24 protein-coding genes, 4 pseudogenes and 1 riboswitch are annotated in these 22,129 nt (G+C 40.6%); of the genes and pseudogenes, 4 read left to right on the top strand and 24 right to left on the bottom strand.

Annotated features, from left to right (window positions below):
• Positions 1-58: 58 nt before the first annotated feature.
• Positions 59-260: riboswitch (cobalamin riboswitch) on the bottom strand.
• Positions 261-608: 348 nt separating this feature from the next.
• The gene (cobD, locus tag L3V23_RS17990; protein WP_102966529.1) at positions 609-1,688 is read left to right on the top strand and encodes a threonine-phosphate decarboxylase CobD; all 1,080 of its coding nucleotides are present in this window, start codon (positions 609-611) and stop codon (positions 1,686-1,688) included.
• Complete coding sequence (locus L3V23_RS17995) at positions 1,681-2,544, top strand: GHMP kinase (protein ID WP_102966528.1); 864 nt, start codon at positions 1,681-1,683, stop codon at positions 2,542-2,544. The genes cobD and L3V23_RS17995 overlap by 8 nt, the downstream gene beginning before the upstream one ends.
• A gap of 7 nt (positions 2,545-2,551) precedes the next feature.
• On the opposite strand, the gene L3V23_RS18000 is transcribed toward L3V23_RS17995, so the two are convergent.
• From L3V23_RS18000 to L3V23_RS18055, 12 genes are all read right to left on the bottom strand, one after another.
• Complete coding sequence (locus L3V23_RS18000) at positions 2,552-3,352, bottom strand: PhzF family phenazine biosynthesis protein (RefSeq protein ID WP_102966527.1); 801 nt, start codon at positions 3,350-3,352, stop codon at positions 2,552-2,554.
• A 38-nt stretch (positions 3,353-3,390) separates the two neighbouring features.
• The gene (locus L3V23_RS18005; protein WP_102966526.1) at positions 3,391-3,849 is read right to left on the bottom strand and encodes an exoribonuclease R; all 459 of its coding nucleotides are present in this window, start codon (positions 3,847-3,849) and stop codon (positions 3,391-3,393) included.
• A 150-nt stretch (positions 3,850-3,999) separates the two neighbouring features.
• Positions 4,000-4,425 carry an N-acetyltransferase gene (locus L3V23_RS18010; RefSeq protein WP_102966525.1) on the bottom strand — a complete coding sequence of 142 codons (426 nt, stop codon included), beginning with the start codon at positions 4,423-4,425 and terminating at the stop codon, positions 4,000-4,002.
• A gap of 65 nt (positions 4,426-4,490) precedes the next feature.
• A complete protein-coding gene (locus L3V23_RS18015; protein WP_102966524.1) occupies positions 4,491-5,006 on the bottom strand; it encodes a lipocalin family protein in 516 nt (171 codons plus the stop codon).
• 86 nt (positions 5,007-5,092) lie between these two features.
• Entirely contained in the window at positions 5,093-5,632 is a 540-nt protein-coding gene (locus L3V23_RS18020; protein WP_102966523.1) for a hydrolase, read from the bottom strand.
• A 234-nt stretch (positions 5,633-5,866) separates the two neighbouring features.
• A complete protein-coding gene (locus L3V23_RS18025; RefSeq protein ID WP_102966627.1) occupies positions 5,867-6,442 on the bottom strand; it encodes an NAD(P)H-dependent oxidoreductase in 576 nt (191 codons plus the stop codon).
• A 48-nt stretch (positions 6,443-6,490) separates the two neighbouring features.
• On the bottom strand, positions 6,491-6,850 hold the full coding sequence (locus L3V23_RS18030; RefSeq protein ID WP_102966522.1) for a MerR family transcriptional regulator: 360 nt from the start codon (positions 6,848-6,850) through the stop codon (positions 6,491-6,493).
• 122 nt (positions 6,851-6,972) lie between these two features.
• A complete protein-coding gene (locus L3V23_RS18035) occupies positions 6,973-7,368 on the bottom strand; it encodes a GFA family protein (protein ID WP_102966521.1) in 396 nt (131 codons plus the stop codon).
• Positions 7,369-7,557: 189 nt separating this feature from the next.
• On the bottom strand, positions 7,558-8,175 hold the full coding sequence (locus L3V23_RS18040; RefSeq protein ID WP_102966520.1) for an HAD family phosphatase: 618 nt from the start codon (positions 8,173-8,175) through the stop codon (positions 7,558-7,560).
• 106 nt (positions 8,176-8,281) lie between these two features.
• The gene (locus L3V23_RS18045; RefSeq protein WP_102966519.1) at positions 8,282-8,761 is read right to left on the bottom strand and encodes a GNAT family N-acetyltransferase; all 480 of its coding nucleotides are present in this window, start codon (positions 8,759-8,761) and stop codon (positions 8,282-8,284) included.
• A gap of 102 nt (positions 8,762-8,863) precedes the next feature.
• Positions 8,864-9,382 carry a phosphoribosyltransferase family protein gene (locus tag L3V23_RS18050; protein WP_102966518.1) on the bottom strand — a complete coding sequence of 173 codons (519 nt, stop codon included), beginning with the start codon at positions 9,380-9,382 and terminating at the stop codon, positions 8,864-8,866.
• Positions 9,383-9,601: 219 nt separating this feature from the next.
• A complete protein-coding gene (locus L3V23_RS18055) occupies positions 9,602-9,892 on the bottom strand; it encodes a YkgJ family cysteine cluster protein (protein ID WP_102966517.1) in 291 nt (96 codons plus the stop codon).
• Between the two features lie 133 nt (positions 9,893-10,025).
• Between L3V23_RS18055 and L3V23_RS18060 the strand changes: the two genes are divergently transcribed.
• Complete coding sequence (locus tag L3V23_RS18060) at positions 10,026-10,358, top strand: PBPRA1643 family SWIM/SEC-C metal-binding motif protein (RefSeq protein ID WP_102966516.1); 333 nt, start codon at positions 10,026-10,028, stop codon at positions 10,356-10,358.
• A 217-nt stretch (positions 10,359-10,575) separates the two neighbouring features.
• On the opposite strand, the gene L3V23_RS18065 is transcribed toward L3V23_RS18060, so the two are convergent.
• From L3V23_RS18065 to L3V23_RS21435, 3 genes and pseudogenes are all read right to left on the bottom strand, one after another.
• Positions 10,576-10,926, bottom strand: coding sequence for a hypothetical protein (locus L3V23_RS18065; RefSeq protein ID WP_042482225.1), 351 nt, complete (start codon positions 10,924-10,926; stop codon positions 10,576-10,578).
• Between the two features lie 225 nt (positions 10,927-11,151).
• On the bottom strand, positions 11,152-11,580 hold the full coding sequence (locus tag L3V23_RS18070) for a hypothetical protein (protein WP_102966515.1): 429 nt from the start codon (positions 11,578-11,580) through the stop codon (positions 11,152-11,154).
• A pseudogene (locus L3V23_RS21435) lies at positions 11,567-12,488 on the bottom strand (hypothetical protein). The gene L3V23_RS18070 and the pseudogene L3V23_RS21435 overlap by 14 nt, the downstream one beginning before the upstream one ends.
• Before the next feature lie 1,433 nt (positions 12,489-13,921).
• Here L3V23_RS21435 and L3V23_RS18090 point away from each other — a divergent pair.
• Positions 13,922-14,858: pseudogene (locus L3V23_RS18090) on the top strand (IS110 family transposase).
• A gap of 484 nt (positions 14,859-15,342) precedes the next feature.
• Here the strand turns inward: L3V23_RS18090 and L3V23_RS18095 are convergent.
• The 9 genes and pseudogenes from L3V23_RS18095 to L3V23_RS18145 form a co-directional block, all read right to left on the bottom strand.
• Positions 15,343-15,987 (bottom strand): prolyl oligopeptidase family serine peptidase, encoded by a 645-nt coding sequence (locus L3V23_RS18095; RefSeq protein WP_102966513.1) that lies wholly within the window; start codon positions 15,985-15,987, stop codon positions 15,343-15,345.
• A 627-nt stretch (positions 15,988-16,614) separates the two neighbouring features.
• Entirely contained in the window at positions 16,615-17,055 is a 441-nt protein-coding gene (locus L3V23_RS18100) for a hypothetical protein (protein ID WP_042487452.1), read from the bottom strand.
• Positions 17,055-17,519 (bottom strand): hypothetical protein, encoded by a 465-nt coding sequence (locus L3V23_RS18105; RefSeq protein WP_146029424.1) that lies wholly within the window; start codon positions 17,517-17,519, stop codon positions 17,055-17,057. The genes L3V23_RS18100 and L3V23_RS18105 overlap by 1 nt, the downstream gene beginning before the upstream one ends.
• A gap of 389 nt (positions 17,520-17,908) precedes the next feature.
• Positions 17,909-18,190 (bottom strand): annotated as a pseudogene (locus L3V23_RS18110) (type VI secretion system PAAR protein); the annotation flags it as partial.
• 238 nt (positions 18,191-18,428) lie between these two features.
• Complete coding sequence (locus L3V23_RS18120) at positions 18,429-18,794, bottom strand: DUF1240 domain-containing protein (RefSeq protein WP_180980489.1); 366 nt, start codon at positions 18,792-18,794, stop codon at positions 18,429-18,431.
• Positions 18,795-19,732: 938 nt separating this feature from the next.
• Positions 19,733-20,014, bottom strand: a pseudogene (locus L3V23_RS18125) (type VI secretion system PAAR protein); the annotation flags it as partial.
• A gap of 331 nt (positions 20,015-20,345) precedes the next feature.
• Positions 20,346-20,507, bottom strand: coding sequence for a hypothetical protein (locus tag L3V23_RS18130; protein WP_180980384.1), 162 nt, complete (start codon positions 20,505-20,507; stop codon positions 20,346-20,348).
• A gap of 191 nt (positions 20,508-20,698) precedes the next feature.
• Positions 20,699-21,049 (bottom strand): hypothetical protein, encoded by a 351-nt coding sequence (locus L3V23_RS18135; RefSeq protein WP_102967404.1) that lies wholly within the window; start codon positions 21,047-21,049, stop codon positions 20,699-20,701.
• Between the two features lie 149 nt (positions 21,050-21,198).
• Positions 21,199-21,978 (bottom strand): hypothetical protein, encoded by a 780-nt coding sequence (locus L3V23_RS18145; RefSeq protein ID WP_102967403.1) that lies wholly within the window; start codon positions 21,976-21,978, stop codon positions 21,199-21,201.
• Positions 21,979-22,129 lie beyond the last annotated feature (151 nt).

Consider the following 22,129-nt stretch of genomic DNA (forward strand, 5'->3'; position numbering starts at 1 on the left):
TCGTAGGATCTTGGTGTCAGGAACCTGCTTCTCTCACTCTCTTCCCACCGAAGGAGTTATTGATTGAGTTCAACTTGATTCGTATTCTGGCTTAGCGTCAACCTTATTGGTCCCTTCCCGTTTTAAACGATAAAACAGTGGTGTAACCAAATCGTCAGCATTACAGCAGCGGGGGCTGCGGAGGATTCTCACCTCACTTCCGTAATCCCATGAGGGATATATACCCGTTCTAGGGCATAACCAAATTGAAATGTTTTGTTTCGATAACTAAAACTACTACATATCCTGTTGTTAAATTTCACTATAGGCTTGTTGTAAGTAAAATCAGGCTACCATGACAATGAATGTTTACAAAACTGTCATCTTCAAGGTAATAACTTGTGATGCTAACCTAAACAAGTATTTAAAACAGCATCTTACAGAGTCGATGAAAACATACAAATGGTAATTTATTGCTATTGCGGAATTTTCAAATATGTTAATTTGCGCCAGCATTAATTGAGATTGGCGGCGTTGTACAGAAACATGCAACACTTTTGTTTAAGCCCATGTCGTTAAATTAACGAGCTAACACAAATTCAACTCGATATAGCTTAAAGGCAACTAATATGGCGATAAGTGGACAACACGGCGGTAATGTCCTACAAATGGCAAATCAATTTGGTCTAGCTCCAAGCGATGTCATTGATTTCAGTGCAAACATCAATCCTCTGGGTATGCCCGGAGGATTAAAGCATCTACTTGTAGAAAACTTATCGCGCTTAGAGCAATATCCCGATATTGATTACCACCTGCTGCATCGTCAGTTGGCTCGTCACCATCAATGTTCACAAAGCCATGTAATTGCTGGCAATGGCGCAACTGAGCTGATCTTCCTTTGGGCTCAATACGTAAAACCCAAGAAAGCACTACTTGTGGAACCAAGTTTTGGCGAGTATCGCCGCGCACTCACACGCGTTGGTTGCAAAATCACCAACTACTTGCTGCGTGAAGAGGAAGAATTTCGCGTTACTAAACGTATTCTCACCGCTCTTTCACCGGATCTTGATTGCCTTTTCTTATGTACACCTAATAATCCGACAGGGCTGCAACCCGATCCGGATTTGCTGATTGAAATCTTAAATCGCTGTGACGTCATGGGCATCAAGCTCTTTGTCGATGAATCGTTTCTCGACTTTATGCCCGAGACTAAGAGTCTTTGTAGATATCTGCCCTGTCACTCCAATCTTTACATTTTGCGTTCACTGACCAAGTTTTATGCCTTGCCCGGTTTACGTTTGGGATACATGCTCTCTTCCGACGCAAAGCTTTTACAACTGATTCGAGAACAAAGAGAACCGTGGACAATAAATGCTCTTGCTGCATTGGCAGGAGAAGTACTATTTGATTTCATCACCTATCACCAAGCAACCTACGACTGGCTTGCCAAAGAGCAAAGTTATCTATTGGGTGAATTGCAACAGTTTGAGCAAATCAAACCCTACAAATCTTCGGCGAATTACATCTTTTTTAAACACTCAGATAGTCAGTCGACGCTGCAAGCACAGCTAATGAAACACAGCATTTTGATTCGTAGCTGCGCTAACTACATTGGTTTAGATAAGAGCTTCTACCGAGTGGCGATTAAATCCAGACCAGATAACGAACGATTAGTGTCAGCCCTCAAAAAGGTGTTTAATCATGGCTGAAGCGAGCTGCCCAGCTTCGTGCGGAGAGTTGATTCAAGGATGGATTTCCGGCGGTGAAAAGTTGGTGTCTTGCCCTATTGATTGGTTTAGTACCGTCGAAGTCAGCTCTGGCTTGGCTTCACTTAGTAATCAAAGACCGATGATGCGCAAAGCTTTGGAGTTAACTCTAAAGCAGCTCAATATCCCAAGCGATGAATCTCAACAATTAAAGATCGATTTTCAATCCACAATTCCTGTTGCTAAAGGTATGGCTAGCAGTACCGCCGATACAGCGGCAACGGTGGCAGCGACCTATCGCTACTTTCAGCGTGACTACACAGCAGAACACCTTGCTTCCCTTTGCGCTCAACTCGAACCTACCGACAGCACCATGTTCAACGCCCTAACCTTATTTGATCACAACCAAGGAGTTGTGGCGGCACAATACGGTTCGATGACAAATCTTAATGTGTTGGTATTGGAAAGCCCAATACAGCTAGATACTGCGGCTTACCACAAAGTGGATCACCGTCATTCATTGATGAATTCTTCATTGAAATTAGATACGGCGAATACAGATCTGGCAGATGCCATTAGGTGTCACAATCCAAGTCTACTTGGCAAAGCAGCAACCGTAAGCGCCATCGAAAGCCAGATCATTTTGCCTAAACCTCGCTTTGAACAACTACTCAACATCATCGAAAAACACGACCTATACGGGTTAAATGTTGCTCATAGTGGCAGTGTGGTTGGGCTGCTTTTTGATGCGAAAAAGCACGACATTGAACACGTTATTTTCGATATGGAACATCTGGAAATAAGAGATTCTTACCCATATTTTCATCAATGTAAGATGGTTGATGGTGGTGTTCGCTAAACGAGCTTTATCTAACCCGCATCTGACCTTGTAATACCGTCACCGCCTTTCCTGAAAGCTTTACTGTTTTGGCGTCGATCTGTTCTACGTCAACAAAACCACCTCTATGTGATGCTTGGTAAGCTTTCAGCTTTGTTTTATTGAGAACTTTTGACCAATAAACACTCAATGCACAGTGTGCCGAACCAGTGACGGGATCTTCGTTAACGCCTACCCAAGGAGCAAAGTATCGCGATACGAAATCTAAATCACCTATAGATTTTGCGGTAACAACAACACCTCGACCTTTGAGGTTAACTAAGCCACTAAAATCGGGGTTAAGTTGATGTAAGAGTGCTTCGTCATTAACAACGATTAACTGTTTAGAATCGAAGCTGCCGTAGTCAACAATCTGAGACGTTGATATACCTAAACGTTCAATGAGTTGCTGGTCAATTTCCACATCCATCTCTAATTCAGGAGCAGGAAATGAGAGATGAATATCTTCAGTTCCCAGCTCAGCCATTAAAACACCAGATAGAGTGTTAAACTCAATACAGTCACCAACTTGATACAGCCCCTGCTCTTGCAAAACATAGGCAACCGCTAGGGTGCCGTGACCACAAAGCTTTACTTCAACCTCAGGAGTAAACCAGCGCAACTGCATTGTGTCTGTCGCCAAAAATGCGGTCTCTGAGACCGCCATTTCAGCCGCAATAGCGAACATTGTCGATTCTTCGAGTGCGGTATCAGTAATACACACCCCTGCAGGATTTCCCTTGAAAACTTCAGAAGTGAATGAGTCGACTTGATATACGTATAGCTCCACGGATATTTCCTTATTTTCCAATGGCTTTGATAATTAATCTAATCTTGAGGATTTTGCTTTGCGTTGATATCCGCATAAGTGTGTAACAGCTCTGTAAGCGCATTGACCCAACCAAATGCATCGACGGGCGCTTTAGTGAGTAGCTGTTCAACCAGTTCACAGTGTGTTTCAAGCGTGATCGCTTGCTCCAAATTGAACGATATTGCGTAGAAGTGCCAAAGAACTAAGCGAGTCATTCTTTCACTGTTCTGTTTAGCATTTTCTGAATCATCAAAAGCTTGCTGAATTTCACTTAGCGCAATGGCTGTCATACGCAGCATTGCATCTAAACGCGCTGACATCATGCGTTCTTCACTATCAACTTCTTCTTGTTCAAACGTAAAGATTTCATTCATTACGTCTTCAGGAACCATTTTGCTGATCATTCTGACGCTGAATTCTTCCAATTCATGGCGAGGCATAGTTACAAGGCAGTCAAAGGTGTAGTCACGAATCATAGTGGTCTTCTGGCGGATAGTTATTCTGAGCGCGTATTCTAATCTTTAGCGTTAGGTTTACCACCCTTTTTGCAGCTGTAGCCCGTTTAATAACACATCAAATCAAGCTCAGCAAAGAGAGGAAATTCACAGCTTAAAGTCATTTACCGCTTACACATTAAAACTCATGGTGAATTCTTGATGTCCAGTATGAGGATCGGTTTGCTCGCTCACCACTTTGAAACCTTGCGATCGATAAAAGTCATAGCTCGCTTGGTTTTCTTTGTACACATTGAGGTCTATTGTTTGACGTAAAGTTTTAGCGTGATTGATTAGCCGCTTACCAATACCTTTACCTTGCAGTTCTGGTTTGACAAAGATTGCAGCTAGGTTGTTCTCATACAATGCATAAAAACCAACGACTTCAGAGTCAAGTTCGTAAACGTAAGTTTCCGAAGCAGGAATGTAGATCTCACGCATATTGCCTATTTGCGAGCGCCAAAAATCTTCCGGTACAAAGCTATGAGCTTTAATCGAAGCCGCGAGCCAAATTTCAATGACGGAATCTAGGTCGTTACCACTGTATTTTCTAATCATTTTTAATCTCTATTTCATCGGCATATTAAGACAGCTCTTTGCATAGCATTTCAGTCAAATAGGTTTTATTCCTGCTCAACAAAAATTAGCTTATCTGTATCAAAACCACGCTCTTTCGCCATTTGGACAAAACTAGTCATAACTTCAGGTTCTACGGTTGGCGTTCTCGCCAACAACCAAAGGTAGTCGGTATTCGGGCCAGAGATAAATGCATAGTCGTAATTGTCTCGTTCTAAAGCAAATACCACATAAGAGCCGTAAAAAGGACCGAAGAAGGAAACTTTGAGGTAGCCTTCTGATTCGCTATTTACAAAGTAAGCTTTCCCTTCTGCTTCTTTCCATTCATCATCGATTGCCGAATAGCCTCTGTTTAGCACAGACACTCCGCCATCATCACGAAGAGAATACTCAGCAGTTACTTGACTTAATCCTTCTTCGAAAGAGTGATCTAAACGTGCTATTTCATACCATTTGCCAAGGTAGTTTTGAAGTTCAAAGTCAGTAACAGGCTTTACTGTTTGCGGCATTCCCAAACAGCCACCTAAAATTAACGAGCTAATGATGAGCAAAATTTTTTTCATTGGAGTCTCCAAAATCTAGGTATCACTTACAAGCATCAATACAACCAAGAGGTTAAGGTTACGCACAACCATTTGATAGTAATTATCTACTTAATTAAGTTAAGGATCTCTCTAAACTCTGGTGCGCGGCAATCTTCAACTAACTCGTAGAGACACATTTCTAACCCAGTAATATCGACACCTGAACCAGCTAATTTTTGTATCGCAAGATCTTTGTTCGATTGGTCACGAGAAGAAACACAATCAGAGACTAAACTCACTTCAAAACCCATTTTTTTGAGATGGATAGCCGTTTGATAGACGCATATATGCGCCTCAATCCCACAAATCAACCACGAGGTTTTACCGGATGTTTTAATAGCTTCTACAAAATTGGGCTCTCGACAGGCATCAAAAGTAAATTTAGCTATGGGGTTGCGATCATTCAGTAGAGTTTTCAACTCTTCAACTGTCTGACCCAGTTTGTTTGGGTTTTGTTCTAACCAAACGATCGGCAAACGAAGAGCTTGAGCACCTTTAATTAATTTTGCGCAATTTGATATCACCGCGTCACTATTGGACACTAATCTGGCCAGTTTACCCTGAACATCTACGATAATAAGCCCAGTATTTTCCTTATTAAGCATGTACACTCCTTAGCCAAACTAATTACTTTTAGTGCCCTACTGATAATCAAACACGCACAACTCAATAACAAAGTGAAATAACTGTACCATGGTGATTATTCACAAACACCATGGTATTAGCCAAACTCTAAATGAGGAACCCTCGCTTTAACAAAACGTTTATTGGCACTAATTCATTCACTTTATGGCTGGCTAAACATTCCCGATTAAAAGGAAACTGAGCTAGTACATCATTCAACTTATATTGCGCGCTAACTTGGCAACTTTATTCAACCAATCTTTCCTATGATCGCTCTTAGAATGGATAACGGGTCCAAAGTAAGTTGCAGATATATTTTTAATACCAGAGAAGTCCAAAATAGAGTGCTTTAGCTGTTTATATATTGCATTCCCTTTTACGTACTTATACCAAAGAGGTGGACTATCGAGTGTAATAATGAGTTCTGAAGTACGTCCTTTCAGCAACTTTTCCGGATATGATTTTCCTTCTACATATTTGAATGAGAAACCCGGTAAAAAGGTTCTATCAATTACACCTTTAAATTTTGCAGGGATCGTTCCCCACCATACAGGGCTGATGATAACAACATGTTCTGACCACTGGATCTTCTGCTGAAATTCCAATAGATCGGGTTCCAAGGCAGTAACTCTGTCATATCCCTCGTCTAAACTTATTTCAAAATTCAAATCACCGATATTAATTTGTTCAACGGTGTGGTGTTCTTTCGCAACAGAGATATATCGTTCTGCCAACGATTTGCATAAGCTAGTAGACTTGGGGTTGGCATTGATAACCAATACTTTTTTCATAAACTTGCACATCCGATATAGATAGAAAAATGCAGTTTAGACTCTTACCTATAGGTCAGAGTCAAGCTCTTGAACACACTTATCAATCGAAATTCGATAACTTTTAATACGTTGAATTTGAAGCTCTAACTCTTTTACATTCTGTTCTACCACTTGTTGTTTTTGAATCAGAAAATCACTCACCAATTTCCAGTCAAAATCATCTTGCTTGCCTTTCAATTTAGCCAATTCGGCAAGCGATATACCAAGACTTTGAGCCTCTTTAATTATATTTATGAGATTGATATTTTCTTGAGTATAAACCCGATACTTTCCTGATCTTGAAACCCTCAACAACCCGAGAGATTCATATAATCTTATTGCTCTTTGAGTCGCTCCCGTTTGTTTAGATGCCTCATTGATAAACACATGAAATTCCTTATTTTTAGTCAAGTTCAGGCATGACGCTGCTTATGCAAAATGTATTTAATTCAACGCTAAACACCAAGCGTTGAATCCTTGTATAGCGCAAAGTTTTTGAACTAAAGAGCCTAGAATTCTGGATGCTCACAGAACTGTTTCGCATCATCGCCAATTTTTAACCATTTGGGCTTTTCAGACGTAAATTCATGAAACTGATTTTCGATATCCAGTTCACCATCGAAACAGTTCGCTGAAACTGGAAATGACTTAACATCAGATAACACCTCACCAAGTGACGTCCCACAAACAGAACAAAAACATCTATTGTATTTATATGGTTCAACAGCCTTGTAGGTCGCGATTTTATCCCTACCATTAGTGATTTTGAAAGAATTAGAATTTACAAAAACTAATGTACTGGCTCCAACTTTACGACAGCGGGAACAATGGCAAGTGCCCATCATGCTTGGTTTTTCACTCAGCTCAAACTGAACGGTTCCACAGCAGCAGCTTCCTTTAATCATTATCATATTCTCCTGTTTGCGGTTTAAAGACTTAACGCTACAAACAGTAGAGCATGAAACTGTATAAATCAACAGTACTTAAATATGTAAGCACAACAGAAGTAACGAAGTTGCCCAGCCAAGGAAAAGCCTAAAAATAACAAAACGGAAATTGACCACCGTAAACTCGTAGCAAACGTTGTTATACCATTAAATCTGTACACCTAATGATCTTAAAGCTTGTCCACACTGGGAAACATTTTCAAACTGGATTGCTGCTATACCAACTGATTCTGCTCCTTTCACGTTATAAGGCATATCATCTATGAACACTGTTTGCGACGCTTTTAGTTCATATTGAGAAAGCAGAGTCTGGTAGATTTCTGGCTGAGGTTTCAATAATCCTACATCTGCTGAAACTATTGCCCCGTCGAACAAATCCCAGAATGTGTAGGTGTTTTTTAAGTGGGAGACAATTTCATGAACATTATCGGTTAACGCTAGAACATTTAAGCCCGCAGACTTACAGCGTTTAATTAGGTCAACAGAGCCATGAATGAGTATTTGAGTTTGTTTCACGTAATAAAACAGGCGCTCACACTCTAACTCAGTTAGCCCTAGAGCGTCCTTATATTGAGCTTTCGCATCATTTTCTGTTATTTGACCTTTATTCAAACGAAACCAAGTTTCAGACTGAAATATTGACTTCGCTTTCTCTTCAACAGCGTTGTTGTCTCCAAATGTGAGCCTGATAATCTCCAAAGGAGCCCAACGAACGACAACATTGCCAATGTCGAAAACGACGTTTTTAATCTCAACAGAACTCATTTAGTACTCCTTTTAAAAAATCACATTAAAGGGTAAAAACTGATTCAGTTTGTCGAACTAAAACTGAGGAAAAATGATAAGCAAACTGATTCAACAGATGTAGCAGTTACAACGTAGCGATGTTCTTTGCCATATTAAAGCCAGTAATAACAAAGCCGATTTCTTTATACAGTTGGAGGGCTCGTTCATTTTGATAGGCCACTCTTAGCTTTATTTGATTAACGCCGACTTCTTGTAACTGTTTTTCCAAAACTGAGATAGCTTCAGTTCCATAGCCCAAGCCACGGTATTCAGAGGAAACAAAAAAGTCATATATAAAGGTAGACTGTTCTGTAGCATTAATTGTATGCCACAAATAACCAACAAGATTCAACTGTCCATTAACCTCAGCATCAATACATAACAATGAATGCTCACTACCTTTGAGACCATCAGGAAAGCAACGATGCAGTTCTTTTTCAGCCAACTCTGTTGCTAGAGCTATAGAATGACCATAATTCGCAGCTATTTCCTGACTATAATCCTCGATAAAATACTGGCAATAAGCCGGAAACTCTTCTTGCTGCATTTGTCTGAGCACAACCATATTTGTTCCTTTTATGCGATAAGTTCAGCGCGCATTTGACGCGACCCATAACTACAGAACGTTAAGGATCCGAACTAACTATCTAGTTATTCTATAGGAAGACTATTTCACTAATTTCGATATGTAAGGAATATTCCTTAATTCGTCTTGCCAAGGTAAACCATACCCAACAAGTAAATCGTCATTTGTCATTTCATAGGCGTAGTATTGTGTCACTGGTATATCGACACGACCTGGCTTAACAAACAACGTAGCAACTGAAAGTGATCTCACTTCATAGTTGTTTTGAATATAAGAAACTAACCTTTTCATTGTGCCACCAGACTCTATTGCATCGTCTACCATAATGACATCTTTGCCGAGGAGTGGGATATTCTCATGGAATATAATCGCAGATTGATTATTGCTGTCTCCGGGAGTATGTGGGCAAGATATATAGTCCATTTTGATGTCGAACTTTAATTTACGAACCAAATCAGCAGTAAACAAAATACCACCTGGCACAATTGTAATAACAACCGCTTCAGAGAACTGTCTGTTAAGTTTTTCAGCGACTATTTCAACAGCATCTCGAATTTGTTGTTCACTCAAGACTAGTTCACCAACATGCTTAGATTTCACACTCTGCTCCTATTTTTGACTTATAGAGTATTAGGCTACGTAGCCACATACCCTAACCCCTTACGTCGTAAATACAACATTCAACCGTAATCTAAAAATTCTAAGTGTTGGAAAGCAGTCTACTCCTTTCTTAAACTAGTTTGCACGGTTCATTCTCTGAAACCTCCTCAGTAACGAGGAAGCAACCCAGCAACAAACATGTTTAATTAAATCAATGTTTTATAGGAATTTAACTCGCTCATCCAAGCATTCGTCAGAGCCCATTTCGAATTCGCGACATATCCAAGGACGATTATCATAAATTGAGCACATTAAAGTATCTCGGTCTAAAGCAGAACACCAACCGTCATGTAGTCGCATCATTGTCTCCCCCCCATACTGGTCACGTTGGATAAATTCTTCTGGCACGCCAGTATCTGAAATAATCATAACTTCGAGACGACAACAACATGCCTTGCAATTTGAGCAAGATACATCTGAAGAAGAAGGATTTTTTGTTGGTATAATCATGAATCACTACAATTTGGTCAATTGCGCATGATAGCGTAATCCAATACATATGGTAGGAACTTCTTTATCAAATGTAATAGTTCCGTATAATCGCGACCCAATTACGCCACACCAACCTATCAGTGAGTTGCAAATGTCCAAACTATTTTTCAAAGGTCGAATCGATGCTAGACAAAACCACGTTATTTCAGGCTACAACGTAAAGCGTGATGTAAAAGCAGGCACTGAGGAGTCTCCAATCAATGTTGTCGTCCCAACACTAGCTCGTAAAGCAGAGATCGAAACATTGCTGTCTGAGCACTCTATTGTGGCTCATATTATCGTGGACTCGGAGCAACCGGAGAACACGGTTGAATTAGATACGCTATTGAATAAACCTAAAACGGTTACCTTTGACAAAACACCAAACCGCAATGAACCATGCATTTGCGGAAGCGGAAAAAAGTACAAAAAGTGCTGTGCTTAAGCTCTTTATAATTACGTTAAAAAACCGTCTTCTGACGGTTTTTTATAATCAGGTACCTAATATTGCCTTAGTTCGGGGCTCTGCACGTAAGTTAAATTTGTAAAACGCTACATTAAAGAGTAAGTAGCACTGTCCCTCAACAAAACCTTTCAGATCTTTGCATCGTAAACACGAAAACCACACTTAAACTTTGCAGCTAACTATTTAGCAGCCAATTTTATAAACCAAATCCAATTTTAGGTAGTTTACGAACTGAGCGAACACCCCATTGTGTTAAGTCTGGTTTAGGTTGTCCCTTGAAATCACCAAGGCAAATATAGCCTCGAGATAAATACCGATAAAGGAAATCTCCCCCTTCAAGCGACGCTCTTTTATCATCCCCAAATGGCAATTTTATACGCTCCACTCGAAGATCCGAGGCAGCTTTGAAAGCTGGATAAACTGTAGAGTTAACTTGGTACGAACCCAAATCATTTAGAAGAGCTTTGTCTGGCATTTTTGAGATGGTACGACTAAAGAGCATGATGAGACGCTTCTGTTGTTCAGAAGAGACAATGATCATTTCCATTTTTACTTTCCTTTGAAATAAGGAAGTATATAGAACCCCTGCTTCCCTAGATACAGAACTTTACTGAACCCTGATAATAATGAGTTGATAACAACTCTCTAATAACTTGTGTTCACTGCCACCAACACACTTAAACGTTGCGCCGTAATCACTAAAGCTAATCCACCAGCCATTGTGAACCCGAATTAAACTGTTCGTGATGTTGGTGCCTCTACGTTGTACGTTTTAATTTGCTCGCACATACATTAAATGAATACCCGTTGGCGTTATCTTTGTTAAATCTCTGCTGTAGACATATCCATATCGTTCTAATAAATCGATAGAGTGATACGTCCAACCTACCGCGAAGGCTATACCTATCAATGCAAAGTACATACAAACCTTGTTAGCTAATTGTATTGCTTTAGCGGAATAAACTTCATTTATCTTTTTCCCCCTAATTAGCGCCTTAGGAGACATGACCAACATAGTCAATAATACTCCCATAGCACCAATAGGAACCCATAGCGTAATTACAGACAAACGGACTATAGGTTCATGGTTCAAAAGTGCCAGATAATCACCTAGTAGAAAATTGCATATCCATAGCCAACTACCGACGATGAACAAAAGAAGAGCAGCGCCAACAACTCTGACTTTATTACTCAAGTGCACTGTTAATTCCTCCTACAACTTTGTCGGATATCTTGTACTCTGCCCACACTACCTCTATAAGAACGTATGCTAAAACAACAATGACTGATCCTGATAGGATTGATGCGCCATAGAATGCAGCAGCAAACAACGCAGCCTCTCCAGCCCCAAATTGTACTAACGCTTTAAACATGTCGGAGCCCACATTTCCAAACCAATTAACCAAGTGATAGTCATCCTTAAACACAAGATCCGATGTCGCTAAGCTTGCAGACACCACAAACGTTAATGCGGCTGCACCTTTAAAGTTGGACGCTTTTGATTTCGGACTGAATCCTGCTTGCATAGATTTGAAAGAGTTCAGTGGGTACTTTTTGCCGTTCATATTGATACGAGTACCGTTAATAAAAGCATGTTTCAGGGTTCTGCCGTTTTTATCCGTACCAGCAAATGCCACAAAGGTTTTTCCTTTACTCTCAACTAAATCTGCTTTAATACCCAAATCGCTTAGCGATAGAATGGGCATTAAACATCGGTTCTGTATGGTTAAACCATGATTTAGAAGTATTGATGCTTGTGGCAATGGCAACAACATCACGACCAGACTCCAACCATATATTGTGCAAAATTTTGTGAGCATCTTCTAAGTCAACAATAAGCACATGTTGATGATTCTTCGCCATTTCCTCTTCTAGCGAACATTCTGATCTAAGCGTATCTTGAAGAGAATCATCAAACATTTGTGAAGCATTCCGGCGAGCCATAACATCTGCTCTTTGTAAGGCATAACGCTCTTCGTTTGCTTGAACATAAGCCCACGCTTCATCAGATTGTCGATGATTCTCTTGTAGCTGCTTTAAGTATCTCTCTTTGGGAGAAAGTTTACGTTTAGGAGATTCGGGTAAAGTATCTCCCTCTATCCAACGCATATTATACGAACTCATATCTCGAACCATCTTAGGGATACCTTCACTTGCTATTCGCTGCAACTGCATGATAACGCGAAAAAACGGTGGGCAAAAACATGCTCACGAGCAACAAATTGCCTTCTAAGATATAAAGAATTTTCGATAGAAAACATGACGATTAGTGTATTGGTTCTGAACACAGTAAGGGTAACTTATACGTTCTGCATGATTCGCTAAACCTAAGTTAAACCTAAACCGCCAAGCGTTTAACACATCTTCACTTCTTGTAATACGAGAGCTAATTAAAACCTCATGAAATCAGCCTAAATTCATACTGATGCGTATCTATTGGGCAAATTTTTACCTGTGCACATTTGGAATTAAGATACGTGTATTTTAAAACGTCTGAGAAAAAACATGCCCATATACGAAACTTATGACAAGACAACACCCTACCGTTGCCCTTTTTGGAAAGACCCCATTACTTGCACTTGCTCATCATGCCATATGCGTCGTGAGTGGGAAAATGGCGACTTGGGCAGTTGGAGGTGTCTTACTTCTACTTGGAACAGCATCAGCCCCTGTAATTGCAGTTGCGTCTATAGGGGCGTTTGTAGCAGGGGGCTCTGCGGGGGGAATATTAGGTTCAACTCTTGGAAAAGAGTTTTCCGATGGAATTTATTCATTATATGAATTGGCGATTGAATAGATGAAACATTCAATATTTGATTTAGCAGTGATAATTCCTGCTTTATAGCTGGTTGTTATCTAATTGCTTGGGCCATCCCTGGAGCAATAATTCTTTCCGTCATATCTTTAGGTAGCTTAAAACATATTATTTTTATCGATAAGCAATTAGCAAAAGATCTAGATAAATATTATGACAGTAATGGGAATATGAGATTAAATCATAATATGCCATATTCGATATCAAGTAGATTTACCAGTTACTGTCTAGCTTATCCATTTATAAAAGCTCGAGTGAAAACAAAGTCTGTTAAGTTTAAAATTTTTATGTGGATCAATTCTTTAGGCTATTGGAGTTTTTGGGGGACTGGCTTTTTCATATTGTTAGCAAAATTGATGGCCATAATTCCATAATTCCATAATTCCATAATTCCATAATTCCATAATTCTAAAGCTTAAGGGGTGAACAACGCCACCACCTAACCTAATCCATTGTGCCGTAAACACAAAAGCGGATTTAAACCAAAACGGCCAAGCGTTGTGAATCCCTCTTAAATGCTTGTATGGATAATAAGTAATCCAATCGGGTAAGGTGAACCCCAGACTTTAGCTGCAACTAAAGTTCTCTATCTGGTAGTTCGATTAAATGTTGGCTCCTCTATCGAGAGACCGGTAACAAGTACGAACGCCAGATAGAACTCCAAGCACCACACTCGAATAGTCTTCTGGGTCTCGATCCCGCATTTGTAAGCATGAGTTAGCTTATTATGAATACAAACTCACTTCAAAACATTAATGTCGGCGTTGAAACTGGTAAGTCACAATTAGACATTTACATCCGCCCTCTCGATATTTACTTCAACGTACCGAACACTGACAAGGGGATCAACGAAGCGATTAAAGTCATTAAGAAACACTGCCCTAAACGCGTTGTTATCGAAGCCACTGGCCGCCTAGAGATGCCCAGCGAAATTACCTTATATTATTGCCAATCCACTTCACATTAAACGCTTTGCTGGAGCGATAGGGAAAAGAGCCAAAAACGACAGATTAGATGCTGCTCTTATCGCACATTATGCCGAAGCGATTGAACCAAAACTTACACAGTTAAAGAGTGAAAACATACGTTTAATGAGTGACTTAGTTACTCGACGCAATCAACTACTCTCTATGCAAACTATGGAAAAGAACCGGTTGCAAGTCTTACCAAAGGCTATCGCCTCATCAATAAAACCTATCCTTACTGCTCTCAAAAATCAGATTGAAAGAACTGAAATCAAGATCGCAAAACTCATCGATACGTGCCCCGAATACCGAGATAAAAATACCTTTTTACAAAGTATGCCTGGCGTACGGAAAGTCGTTGCAGTTTCGCTCATCAGCAATGTCCCTGAACTTGGTTATATCACCAACAAACAAGCTGCTTCTCTTATAGGCGTTACTCCCATTACCAAGGAAAGTGGTCGGTACAAAGGCAAGCGAATTATCCAAGGAGGTCGAACACAGGTAAGGACAGTTCTCTATATGGCCATGATGTCAGCTATACAATGTAACCCTGTGTTTAAGATGACTTATGAACGATTACTTGCGGTAGGAAAACCCAAAAAAGTGGCGATAGTTGCCGGTATGAGAAAGATGGTTGTGATCTTAAATTCGATGCTCAGAGACGGTGTAATGTGGGATAACAATATCGCCAGAAATTAACTATTGACGCAATAGTCTCTTGTTAGCTGGCTGCGCTGAAGCTTGATGATTGCACCCAAATGCCTAATTTGAAATACATTATGACTATACGAACACAATGTAAAAGGAACAGCTATAAAACTGAAACCTAGCCCACGAAACATAACCGACCAAGAAAAATTACGATGAAGCCAATCCTAACAAGCGAAGAACTTTATTAGTCACGAAACTCTTTCAACTTCAAAGAAGCCACACCAAAGAACTCGACAAACGCACCACTAAAAGTAAACCGCTTGGGTAAAATAAATCAGTGCATTGAAAGTGCCACTGGCGAGATAGTTGAAATACGCGAAATTTCAGGTGTAAAACTCGAACCACATAACCGGAACAAAACTGCTCTTTTAATTTTCCAGCTAACGCCCCAATCACCCGTGGAACAACCGAGGCGCGTATTTTTACCCCGCAAAAATCGCGCGGCGGTTGTGGAATCGGGTGAATTGGCTTGTTAGTGCTTTTTATACGAGGTAAACCAATTATACAGATCTTCACTTTTATACGCTTCATCCCAGCAATTATGGCCAGTATCGCTATAAAGAGTAAACTTGGCATTACCGCCATTTTTGTTAATGATATTAGCTATTTCCTCTGTGAACTTATACGGCATTACTTCGTCATTTTCACCGTGAAAGGTCCAGACCGGAATTTTTGAGAGTCTAGCAACGTCACCTAACATCGCAAAGCCGCAAATTGGGGCTATTGCAGCAAACAGATCGGGGTACTTAATTGCGGTAGCCCAAGTTCCGTATCCTCCAAGACTATAACCGGTAAGGTATAGCCTAGATTGGTCTACATGGTAGGTGTCTACAATCTCATCAACCAACAATTTAATTCTATCAGGCTCCCAAGCTGAAAATTTTTCACATTGAGGAAAGACCATTACGAAAGGAAACTCAACGCCCTCCTCGATCAGCTTTGGCATCCCTTCTTTCTTCAACAATTCTAGATCGGTGCCTCGTTCCCCACTGCCATGAAGCGAAATAATTAGCGGCCATTTCTCATCCCTTTCATTGTATCCTTTTGGCAAATATACAAAGAACTTAGTTGAAAATCGGTTTTCTAACTCTTTACATAACTCTTTTAATTTAGACATGACTCTCCTAGTACATTAGCCTTGGCACTAACGATAAGCTAAGTGGCTGCAAACACCACTAAACTCAAAAAACCACCGTAAACACACTAAGCCAATTGAACCAAAACAGCCACAGGTTTGCAGTCCGACTTAAGCGCCTTGTTAGCTGGTTACGCTGAAGTTTAATATTTGCACCCAAATGCATAATTTGAAATACATTATGACTATACGAACACAATGTAAAAGGGACAGCTATAAAACTGAAACCTAGCCCACGAAAGATAACGATGAAGCCAATCATAACGAGCGAAGAACTTTATTAGTCACGAGACTCTTTCAACTTCAAAGAAGCCACACCAAAGAACTCGACAAAAACACAATTAGAAGTAAAACAGCTTGGTCGAATTCAAGCACTTAAATGAAAGTGCCACTGGCGAGATAGTTGAAATACGGGGGCTTTCAGGTGTAAAGCTTGAACCACAAAACCGGAATAAAACGGTTCTTTTAATTTTCCAGCTAACGCCGAATTAAGGTGCGAACAACGCTAAGCACCTACCTAACCCACTGCACCTTAAACACTAAAACCAACTTTAAACTGAGATCGCCGAGCGTTGTGAGTCACTCTTAAATGCTTTGTTAGCCCAGTTTTTAACCGCCAGCTATACCAGATGAAGACTTGCACAAACTTAAATCTTTTGCGTAAACCCTCCAGCTATTTTTAGAAGAAGTTCGTGACTCATTGATGCACTTTACATAACCAGCTTTATTTACTTGGTAGCCGAGATAACCTCTTGAAACTAGTGCAAGTAAACCTATAGTTAGTGAAATATAAGCAACTTTGAGCCAGACCTTACTATAAGAGGTCACTTCTCTTTGTGGATGACATAACTGATGCGTCATTATACCAATGCTTCCTAGGAGTAAAGGAGGAAGAATTGCTAATGCGATGTAGGATGTATATCCAAGCAACCTGACTCTTAGCTCTAATGGCAGAAAGGGAAGCGCCAATTCTTCTGGCGCTCCAATTGCCAAATAACCGACAAGAAAAAGCGCAAAAAATACAATCCCTGAGATTTGTATTTTTTTCATTACATACCCTTTTTCAACAAATCAACTAACGAATCAGACACCCCAAATTCATTATCAGCCCAATCTAGAGCAATACCCACTCCGACGGACATACCAGAAAAAATTAACCCACTAACTAACAAGGGAGTGCCAGCAGTTGCGACTATAATTGCGGCTAGAGTTCCTGCCCCCGTAGCAACAACACCTTTAACAATATCAGCACCCGATCTACCCACTAAATCTTCCATTGTCTTTTCATCGTGCACATAAACATCAACGGCATTTATTGCAATAGCGAAGGTGATATCGACAACCAACCCAACTTTCAACATGTTGCGTGCCATATTTTTTGTGCCCAAACCAAGCTGAACAACCTGAGGATTGTTTGCACGCCAACGATTACCTTTAACGAGAGTCTTTAGGTGTTTCTTGTAACCTTTGATTATTACATAGTCTTGACCATTGGCAGGTTTTACATAAGCCACAACCCCCATGCCACCTAATCCTTTAGCGAGTTGATAAGCTCCCTTAGCATTTGCTGCACCATCCCAGATTTTTTAGAGTTATCTAACGTATCTTTGCCGTTGTATTCCAACCATAAGTTATTGGCAAACTCTTCAGCTTCCTCTAGCGACATAATCGCTAGGTCAACAACCTTTTGGGTATACTCAACATCAAGTTGTTCACTTTTAGTAAAATCATATGGTGGCCAATAACCTGAACCTTGTGGAATTTGAGCGGTTTTCAAAGCAACAGCTTCGCATACACTCGCTGAAGAATGCGCGTTTTTAGCTTTAGTTTGAATAGCAACTTGAGATTCTGTTGAGAACGATGAAGATGATAACGCGGAGTTTTTCGCAGGCTGATATACATCACCGATGTTCACTGTACCACTACCAATCGTTACCCCTCCGCAACTAATTGCGCCACCAGTAATGGCTGCTGGTTTACCATTTATTTTGACAGTTGATGAACCAGACGCAATGGTACGTCCATGGGGTGGATGTTTGGGTTTATCGTGTGGAGCTAACGGATCTCCAACCCGTGCTGCGGGCAGGCCATCAAATTTCACATCAGGAGAGCCTGCCGTAACAGGAGTAGGTGGAAAACCATCATGGTCAGTACCTATATCGCCAACTTTAACGCCTTTAGACATAACGTTCGTCCTATCTTTATTTTGTCCGAAGATTATATCTATATGCACTACCACGAATAATCATCAACTATTCTAGTTTGTGAACTTACTCCAAAGTTTGCGATAGTGGGCTAACGCCCGCTTAAGTGGTGAGCAACGTAACACGATGTAAATACATACCACCTTAATCACTAAAATCAACGCATGATAAAAATGCCACGCGTTGCGAATCCGTCTTAAAGCGTTTGTTAGCCCAAGTTTAACCGCCCGCGATGCCAGATGAAGACTTACACAATGCTCTCTTCTTAGCATAAATACGCCAACTGCTCTTTGAGGATGTACGTGACTCCTGAGAACATTTTACATACCCAGCTTTATCCACTTGATAGCCTAAGTAATAGCGAGGAACAATCGCCAATATCGACAATGCAACTGTAAAGCAAGTGAGTTTAATCGAAATGCCTTTATATCTATCGGCATACTCGGCGACACTTTTTTTAGGGTACAGTAATTGATGAAAAATAATGGAGATAACACCTAGGAGCAAAGGAATGCTGCCAACTAGCATTGAATAATTTAAGTAAGACAGCAAACGCACTCTATCACCCAACGCCTTGAATGGCATTAACAATTCATTATAGAGACCAAGCCATATCAATACAGCCAAAAAAAGTAAAAAAAACATAACCAAAGCTAATCGTAATACCACTAGTTTTATTCCTTCATAACTTCAACAAGCGCATCTGATATTCCGTACGTATTGTCTATATTGTCAAGAGAAAAACCCGCACCAACAGAAACCAACGCAAACACAACACCGACAGTTAAAAGAGGGAAACCAAGTGCACTCAAGCCTACAGCGGCCAGTGTCCCCAAGCCCGTTGCTAGCATACCCTTTGCAATGTCGGAACCTGACCTACCCACAAAATCTATCATTGTTTTTTCATCGTGCACATAAACATCAACGGCATTTATTGCAATAGCGAAGGTGATGTCGACAACCAACCCTACTTTCAACATGTTGCGTGCCATATTTTTTGTGCCCAAACCAAGCTGAACAACCTGAGGATTGTTTGCACGCCAACAGTTACCTTTAACGAGAGTTTTTAGGTGTTTTTTGTAACCTTTGATTATTACGTAGTCTTGACCATTGGCAGGTTTGACATAAGCCACTACACCCATACCACCTAACCCTTTAGCGAGTTGATAGGCATCCTTAGCATTTGCTGCACCATCCCAGATTTTTTTGGAGTTATCTAACGTATCTTTGCCGTTGTATTCCAACCATAAGTTATTGGCAAACTCTTCAGCTTCCTCTAGCGACATAACCGCTAGGTCAACAACCTTTCGGGTATACTCAACATCAAGTTGTTCACTTTTAGTAAAATCATACGGGGGCCAATAACCTGAACCTTGTGGAATTTGAGCGGATTTCGAAGCAACAGCTTCGGTTACACTCGCTGAAGAATGCGCTTTTTGAGCTTTAGTTTGAATAGCAGCTTGAGATTCTGTTGAGGATGATGAAGCTGATAACGCAGACATTTCCGCAGGCTGATATACATCACCGATGTTCACTGTACCACTACCAATCGTTACCCCTCCGCAACTAATTGCGCCACCAGTAATGGCTGCTGGTTTACCATTTATTTTGACGGTTGATGAACCGGACGATATCGTACGTCCATGAGGGGGATGCTTGGGTTTATCGTGTGGAGCTAGCGGGTCTCCAACCCTTGCTGCGGGTTGACCATCAAATTTCACATCAGGAGAGCCTGCCGTAACAGGAGTAGGTGGAAAACCATCATGGTCAGTACCTATATCGCCAACTTTAACGCTTTTAGACATAACGTTCGTCCTATCTTTATTTTGTCTGAAGATTATATCAATATGCACCACCACGAATAACAATCCACTATTCTAGTTTGTGAACTTACTCCAAAGTTTGCGACAGTGGGCTAACGCTAAGCTAAGTGGCTGCAAACCAATACTAAACTCAAAACAACCACCGGAAACACACTAGCCAATTTGAACCAAAACCGCCACAGGTTTGCAGTCCGATTTAAGCGCCTTGTTAGCTGGTTGCGTTGAAGCTTGATGTTTGCACCCAAATGCATAATTTGGAATACATTATGACTATACGAGCGCAATGTAAAAGGGACAGCTATAAAACTAAAACCTAGCCCACGAAACATAACTGACCAATAAAAATTACGATGAAGCAAACAATAGCAAGCTCAAGACGAATTTGGTCGCGAACTATTTTCAACATCAAAGAAACCACGCCAAAGAACTCGACAAACACATCATTAAAGTAAACGACTTGGGTAGATTCAGCCATTTAATTGAAAGTGCCACTGGCGAGATAGTTGAAAGACGTGGAATTTCAGGTGTAAAGCTCGAACCACATAACCGGAGCAAAACTGCTCTTTTAATTTTCCAGCTAACGGTGCGTTAAGGTGTGAGCGACGATTGGCTATACTTGAGCGAAGCGAAATTGCCAAGCGTTGCGAATCACTCTTAAATGCTTTGTTATGCATTTCCTTGCAACTTTGCACGTAACTCACAGGGAAGACACGGCTCATTGCCAGCTAGCTTCCCCAACAACAGCGCAGCTGTTTGATGGCTATCTAATTTTCTATGTGATGCCGAAGCTAGTATTTCATAAGCCCACAACGATTCCGATCTGTTGTAATATTCTAAAACACCTGACTTTCTTAAGCCATCAGCGCTGAAGCTATTACCTGAGTAGCCATGTCCCCAGCCCATACTGGAAATAAAAGGCTTATCAATTTCAGAGGAGTCGTATTCCAAAACAAGAGGATATTGACCATTATTGCCACCATTCCAATTACCAGATATTGCCACCAATAATACACTCATTCATCATCCTCTTACGATTATGCATAACGCCCAATTAAGGGGTGAGTAACGCAACACCGATGCCGCCGCAAACCGCCTTAATCACTAAAACTGACGCATAGCAAAAATGCCACGCGTTACGAATCCCTCTTGAATTGTTTGTTAGGCAATTATATCAACGTCAGCTGTGCCTCTAGTTGGTTGACCTCTAAGTGACACATTCGCAAGGCGTCAGCTAACTTGATATCACCATCAATGTGACCTGTAACGGTTGTCAGAAACACTTCATAGTCATCTGGATGAGGAAAGTGCTTTAACATCAATAATTGTATAGAGAACAGGACTATACGTGTTGCAGTTTCAACCAAAGATATCTCTGGGCAGACAGGATTATTTTCACCATCAGGGTAAGGGAACTCCATACTACCATGTGCAAATAGATTTCTAAGTTCATATACAGCGTATAAACCAACTCCCGAAACACCAAACTCTTTCAATTCACCAATTCTGGTTTCGACACGTTCATAGCCAATCGATTGTTGGGCTAACTCCCTGAACATAGTGGTTTCAGTAAGTAACTCTGGTATTGAATCTGCGCGGTTAAAGGTACTTAACCAGAAACAAGCATCTCTAATCTTTCCGCGCTTAGATTTATCTGGATTCTTAGGGGGTTTAACTATATCAATTGTGGACTCTAAAGCACCCCAAACAAAATTGAAAATGGCTAACTTTTCAGCAAAGATCGGCAGTAACTTATCCCTAGCTAAGTCAAATTCATCAGAAGGTGAACACCAGCCAAAGCTATTGTTGTATTTGATAGTATCAAGGGAGACTGATTCAATAGAAGCGGCGATTTGCAACCACTGATAAACGCCACTCCATTCAACAACATCATCTGTTGAGAACATAACATGTGACAGTGTTGCTATATGATCATTTAGTTGTATCAATACTTGTCCTCTTACGATATTGCCTAACGCCAAGCTAAGTGGCTGCAAACCACCACTAAACTCAAACTAACTACCGTAAACACACTAGCCAATTTGAATCAAAACCGCCATAGGTTTGCAGTCCGTCTTAAGCGCCTTGTTATATTTCGTT

The organism is Vibrio sp. A1-b2 (genome assembly GCF_021726015.1).
In the GTDB taxonomy this organism is placed as follows: Bacteria; Pseudomonadota; Gammaproteobacteria; order Enterobacterales; family Vibrionaceae; genus Vibrio; species Vibrio diazotrophicus.

Coding starts and splice junctions, on each gene's coding strand:
- L3V23_RS18120 (WP_180980489.1), bottom strand. CDS start 18,794: ATGCCATTCAAGGCGTTGGGTGATAGAGTGCGTTTGCTGTCTTACTTA.
- L3V23_RS18135 (WP_102967404.1), bottom strand. CDS start 21,049: ATGAGTGTATTATTGGTGGCAATATCTGGTAATTGGAATGGTGGCAAT.
- L3V23_RS18130 (WP_180980384.1), bottom strand. CDS start 20,507: ATGGCTGAATCTACCCAAGTCGTTTACTTTAATGATGTGTTTGTCGAG.
- L3V23_RS18005 (WP_102966526.1), bottom strand. CDS start 3,849: ATGATTCGTGACTACACCTTTGACTGCCTTGTAACTATGCCTCGCCAT.
- L3V23_RS18020 (WP_102966523.1), bottom strand. CDS start 5,632: ATGCTTAATAAGGAAAATACTGGGCTTATTATCGTAGATGTTCAGGGT.
- L3V23_RS18010 (WP_102966525.1), bottom strand. CDS start 4,425: ATGATTAGAAAATACAGTGGTAACGACCTAGATTCCGTCATTGAAATT.
- L3V23_RS17995 (WP_102966528.1), top strand. CDS start 1,681: ATGGCTGAAGCGAGCTGCCCAGCTTCGTGCGGAGAGTTGATTCAAGGA.
- L3V23_RS18015 (WP_102966524.1), bottom strand. CDS start 5,006: ATGAAAAAAATTTTGCTCATCATTAGCTCGTTAATTTTAGGTGGCTGT.
- L3V23_RS18045 (WP_102966519.1), bottom strand. CDS start 8,761: ATGGTTGTGCTCAGACAAATGCAGCAAGAAGAGTTTCCGGCTTATTGC.
- L3V23_RS18065 (WP_042482225.1), bottom strand. CDS start 10,926: ATGGAAATGATCATTGTCTCTTCTGAACAACAGAAGCGTCTCATCATG.
- L3V23_RS18100 (WP_042487452.1), bottom strand. CDS start 17,055: ATGAAAAAAATACAAATCTCAGGGATTGTATTTTTTGCGCTTTTTCTT.
- L3V23_RS18055 (WP_102966517.1), bottom strand. CDS start 9,892: ATGATTATACCAACAAAAAATCCTTCTTCTTCAGATGTATCTTGCTCA.
- cobD (WP_102966529.1), top strand. CDS start 609: ATGGCGATAAGTGGACAACACGGCGGTAATGTCCTACAAATGGCAAAT.
- L3V23_RS18035 (WP_102966521.1), bottom strand. CDS start 7,368: ATGATTAAAGGAAGCTGCTGCTGTGGAACCGTTCAGTTTGAGCTGAGT.
- L3V23_RS18025 (WP_102966627.1), bottom strand. CDS start 6,442: ATGAAAAAAGTATTGGTTATCAATGCCAACCCCAAGTCTACTAGCTTA.
- L3V23_RS18040 (WP_102966520.1), bottom strand. CDS start 8,175: ATGAGTTCTGTTGAGATTAAAAACGTCGTTTTCGACATTGGCAATGTT.
- L3V23_RS18095 (WP_102966513.1), bottom strand. CDS start 15,987: ATGTCTAAATTAAAAGAGTTATGTAAAGAGTTAGAAAACCGATTTTCA.
- L3V23_RS18060 (WP_102966516.1), top strand. CDS start 10,026: ATGTCCAAACTATTTTTCAAAGGTCGAATCGATGCTAGACAAAACCAC.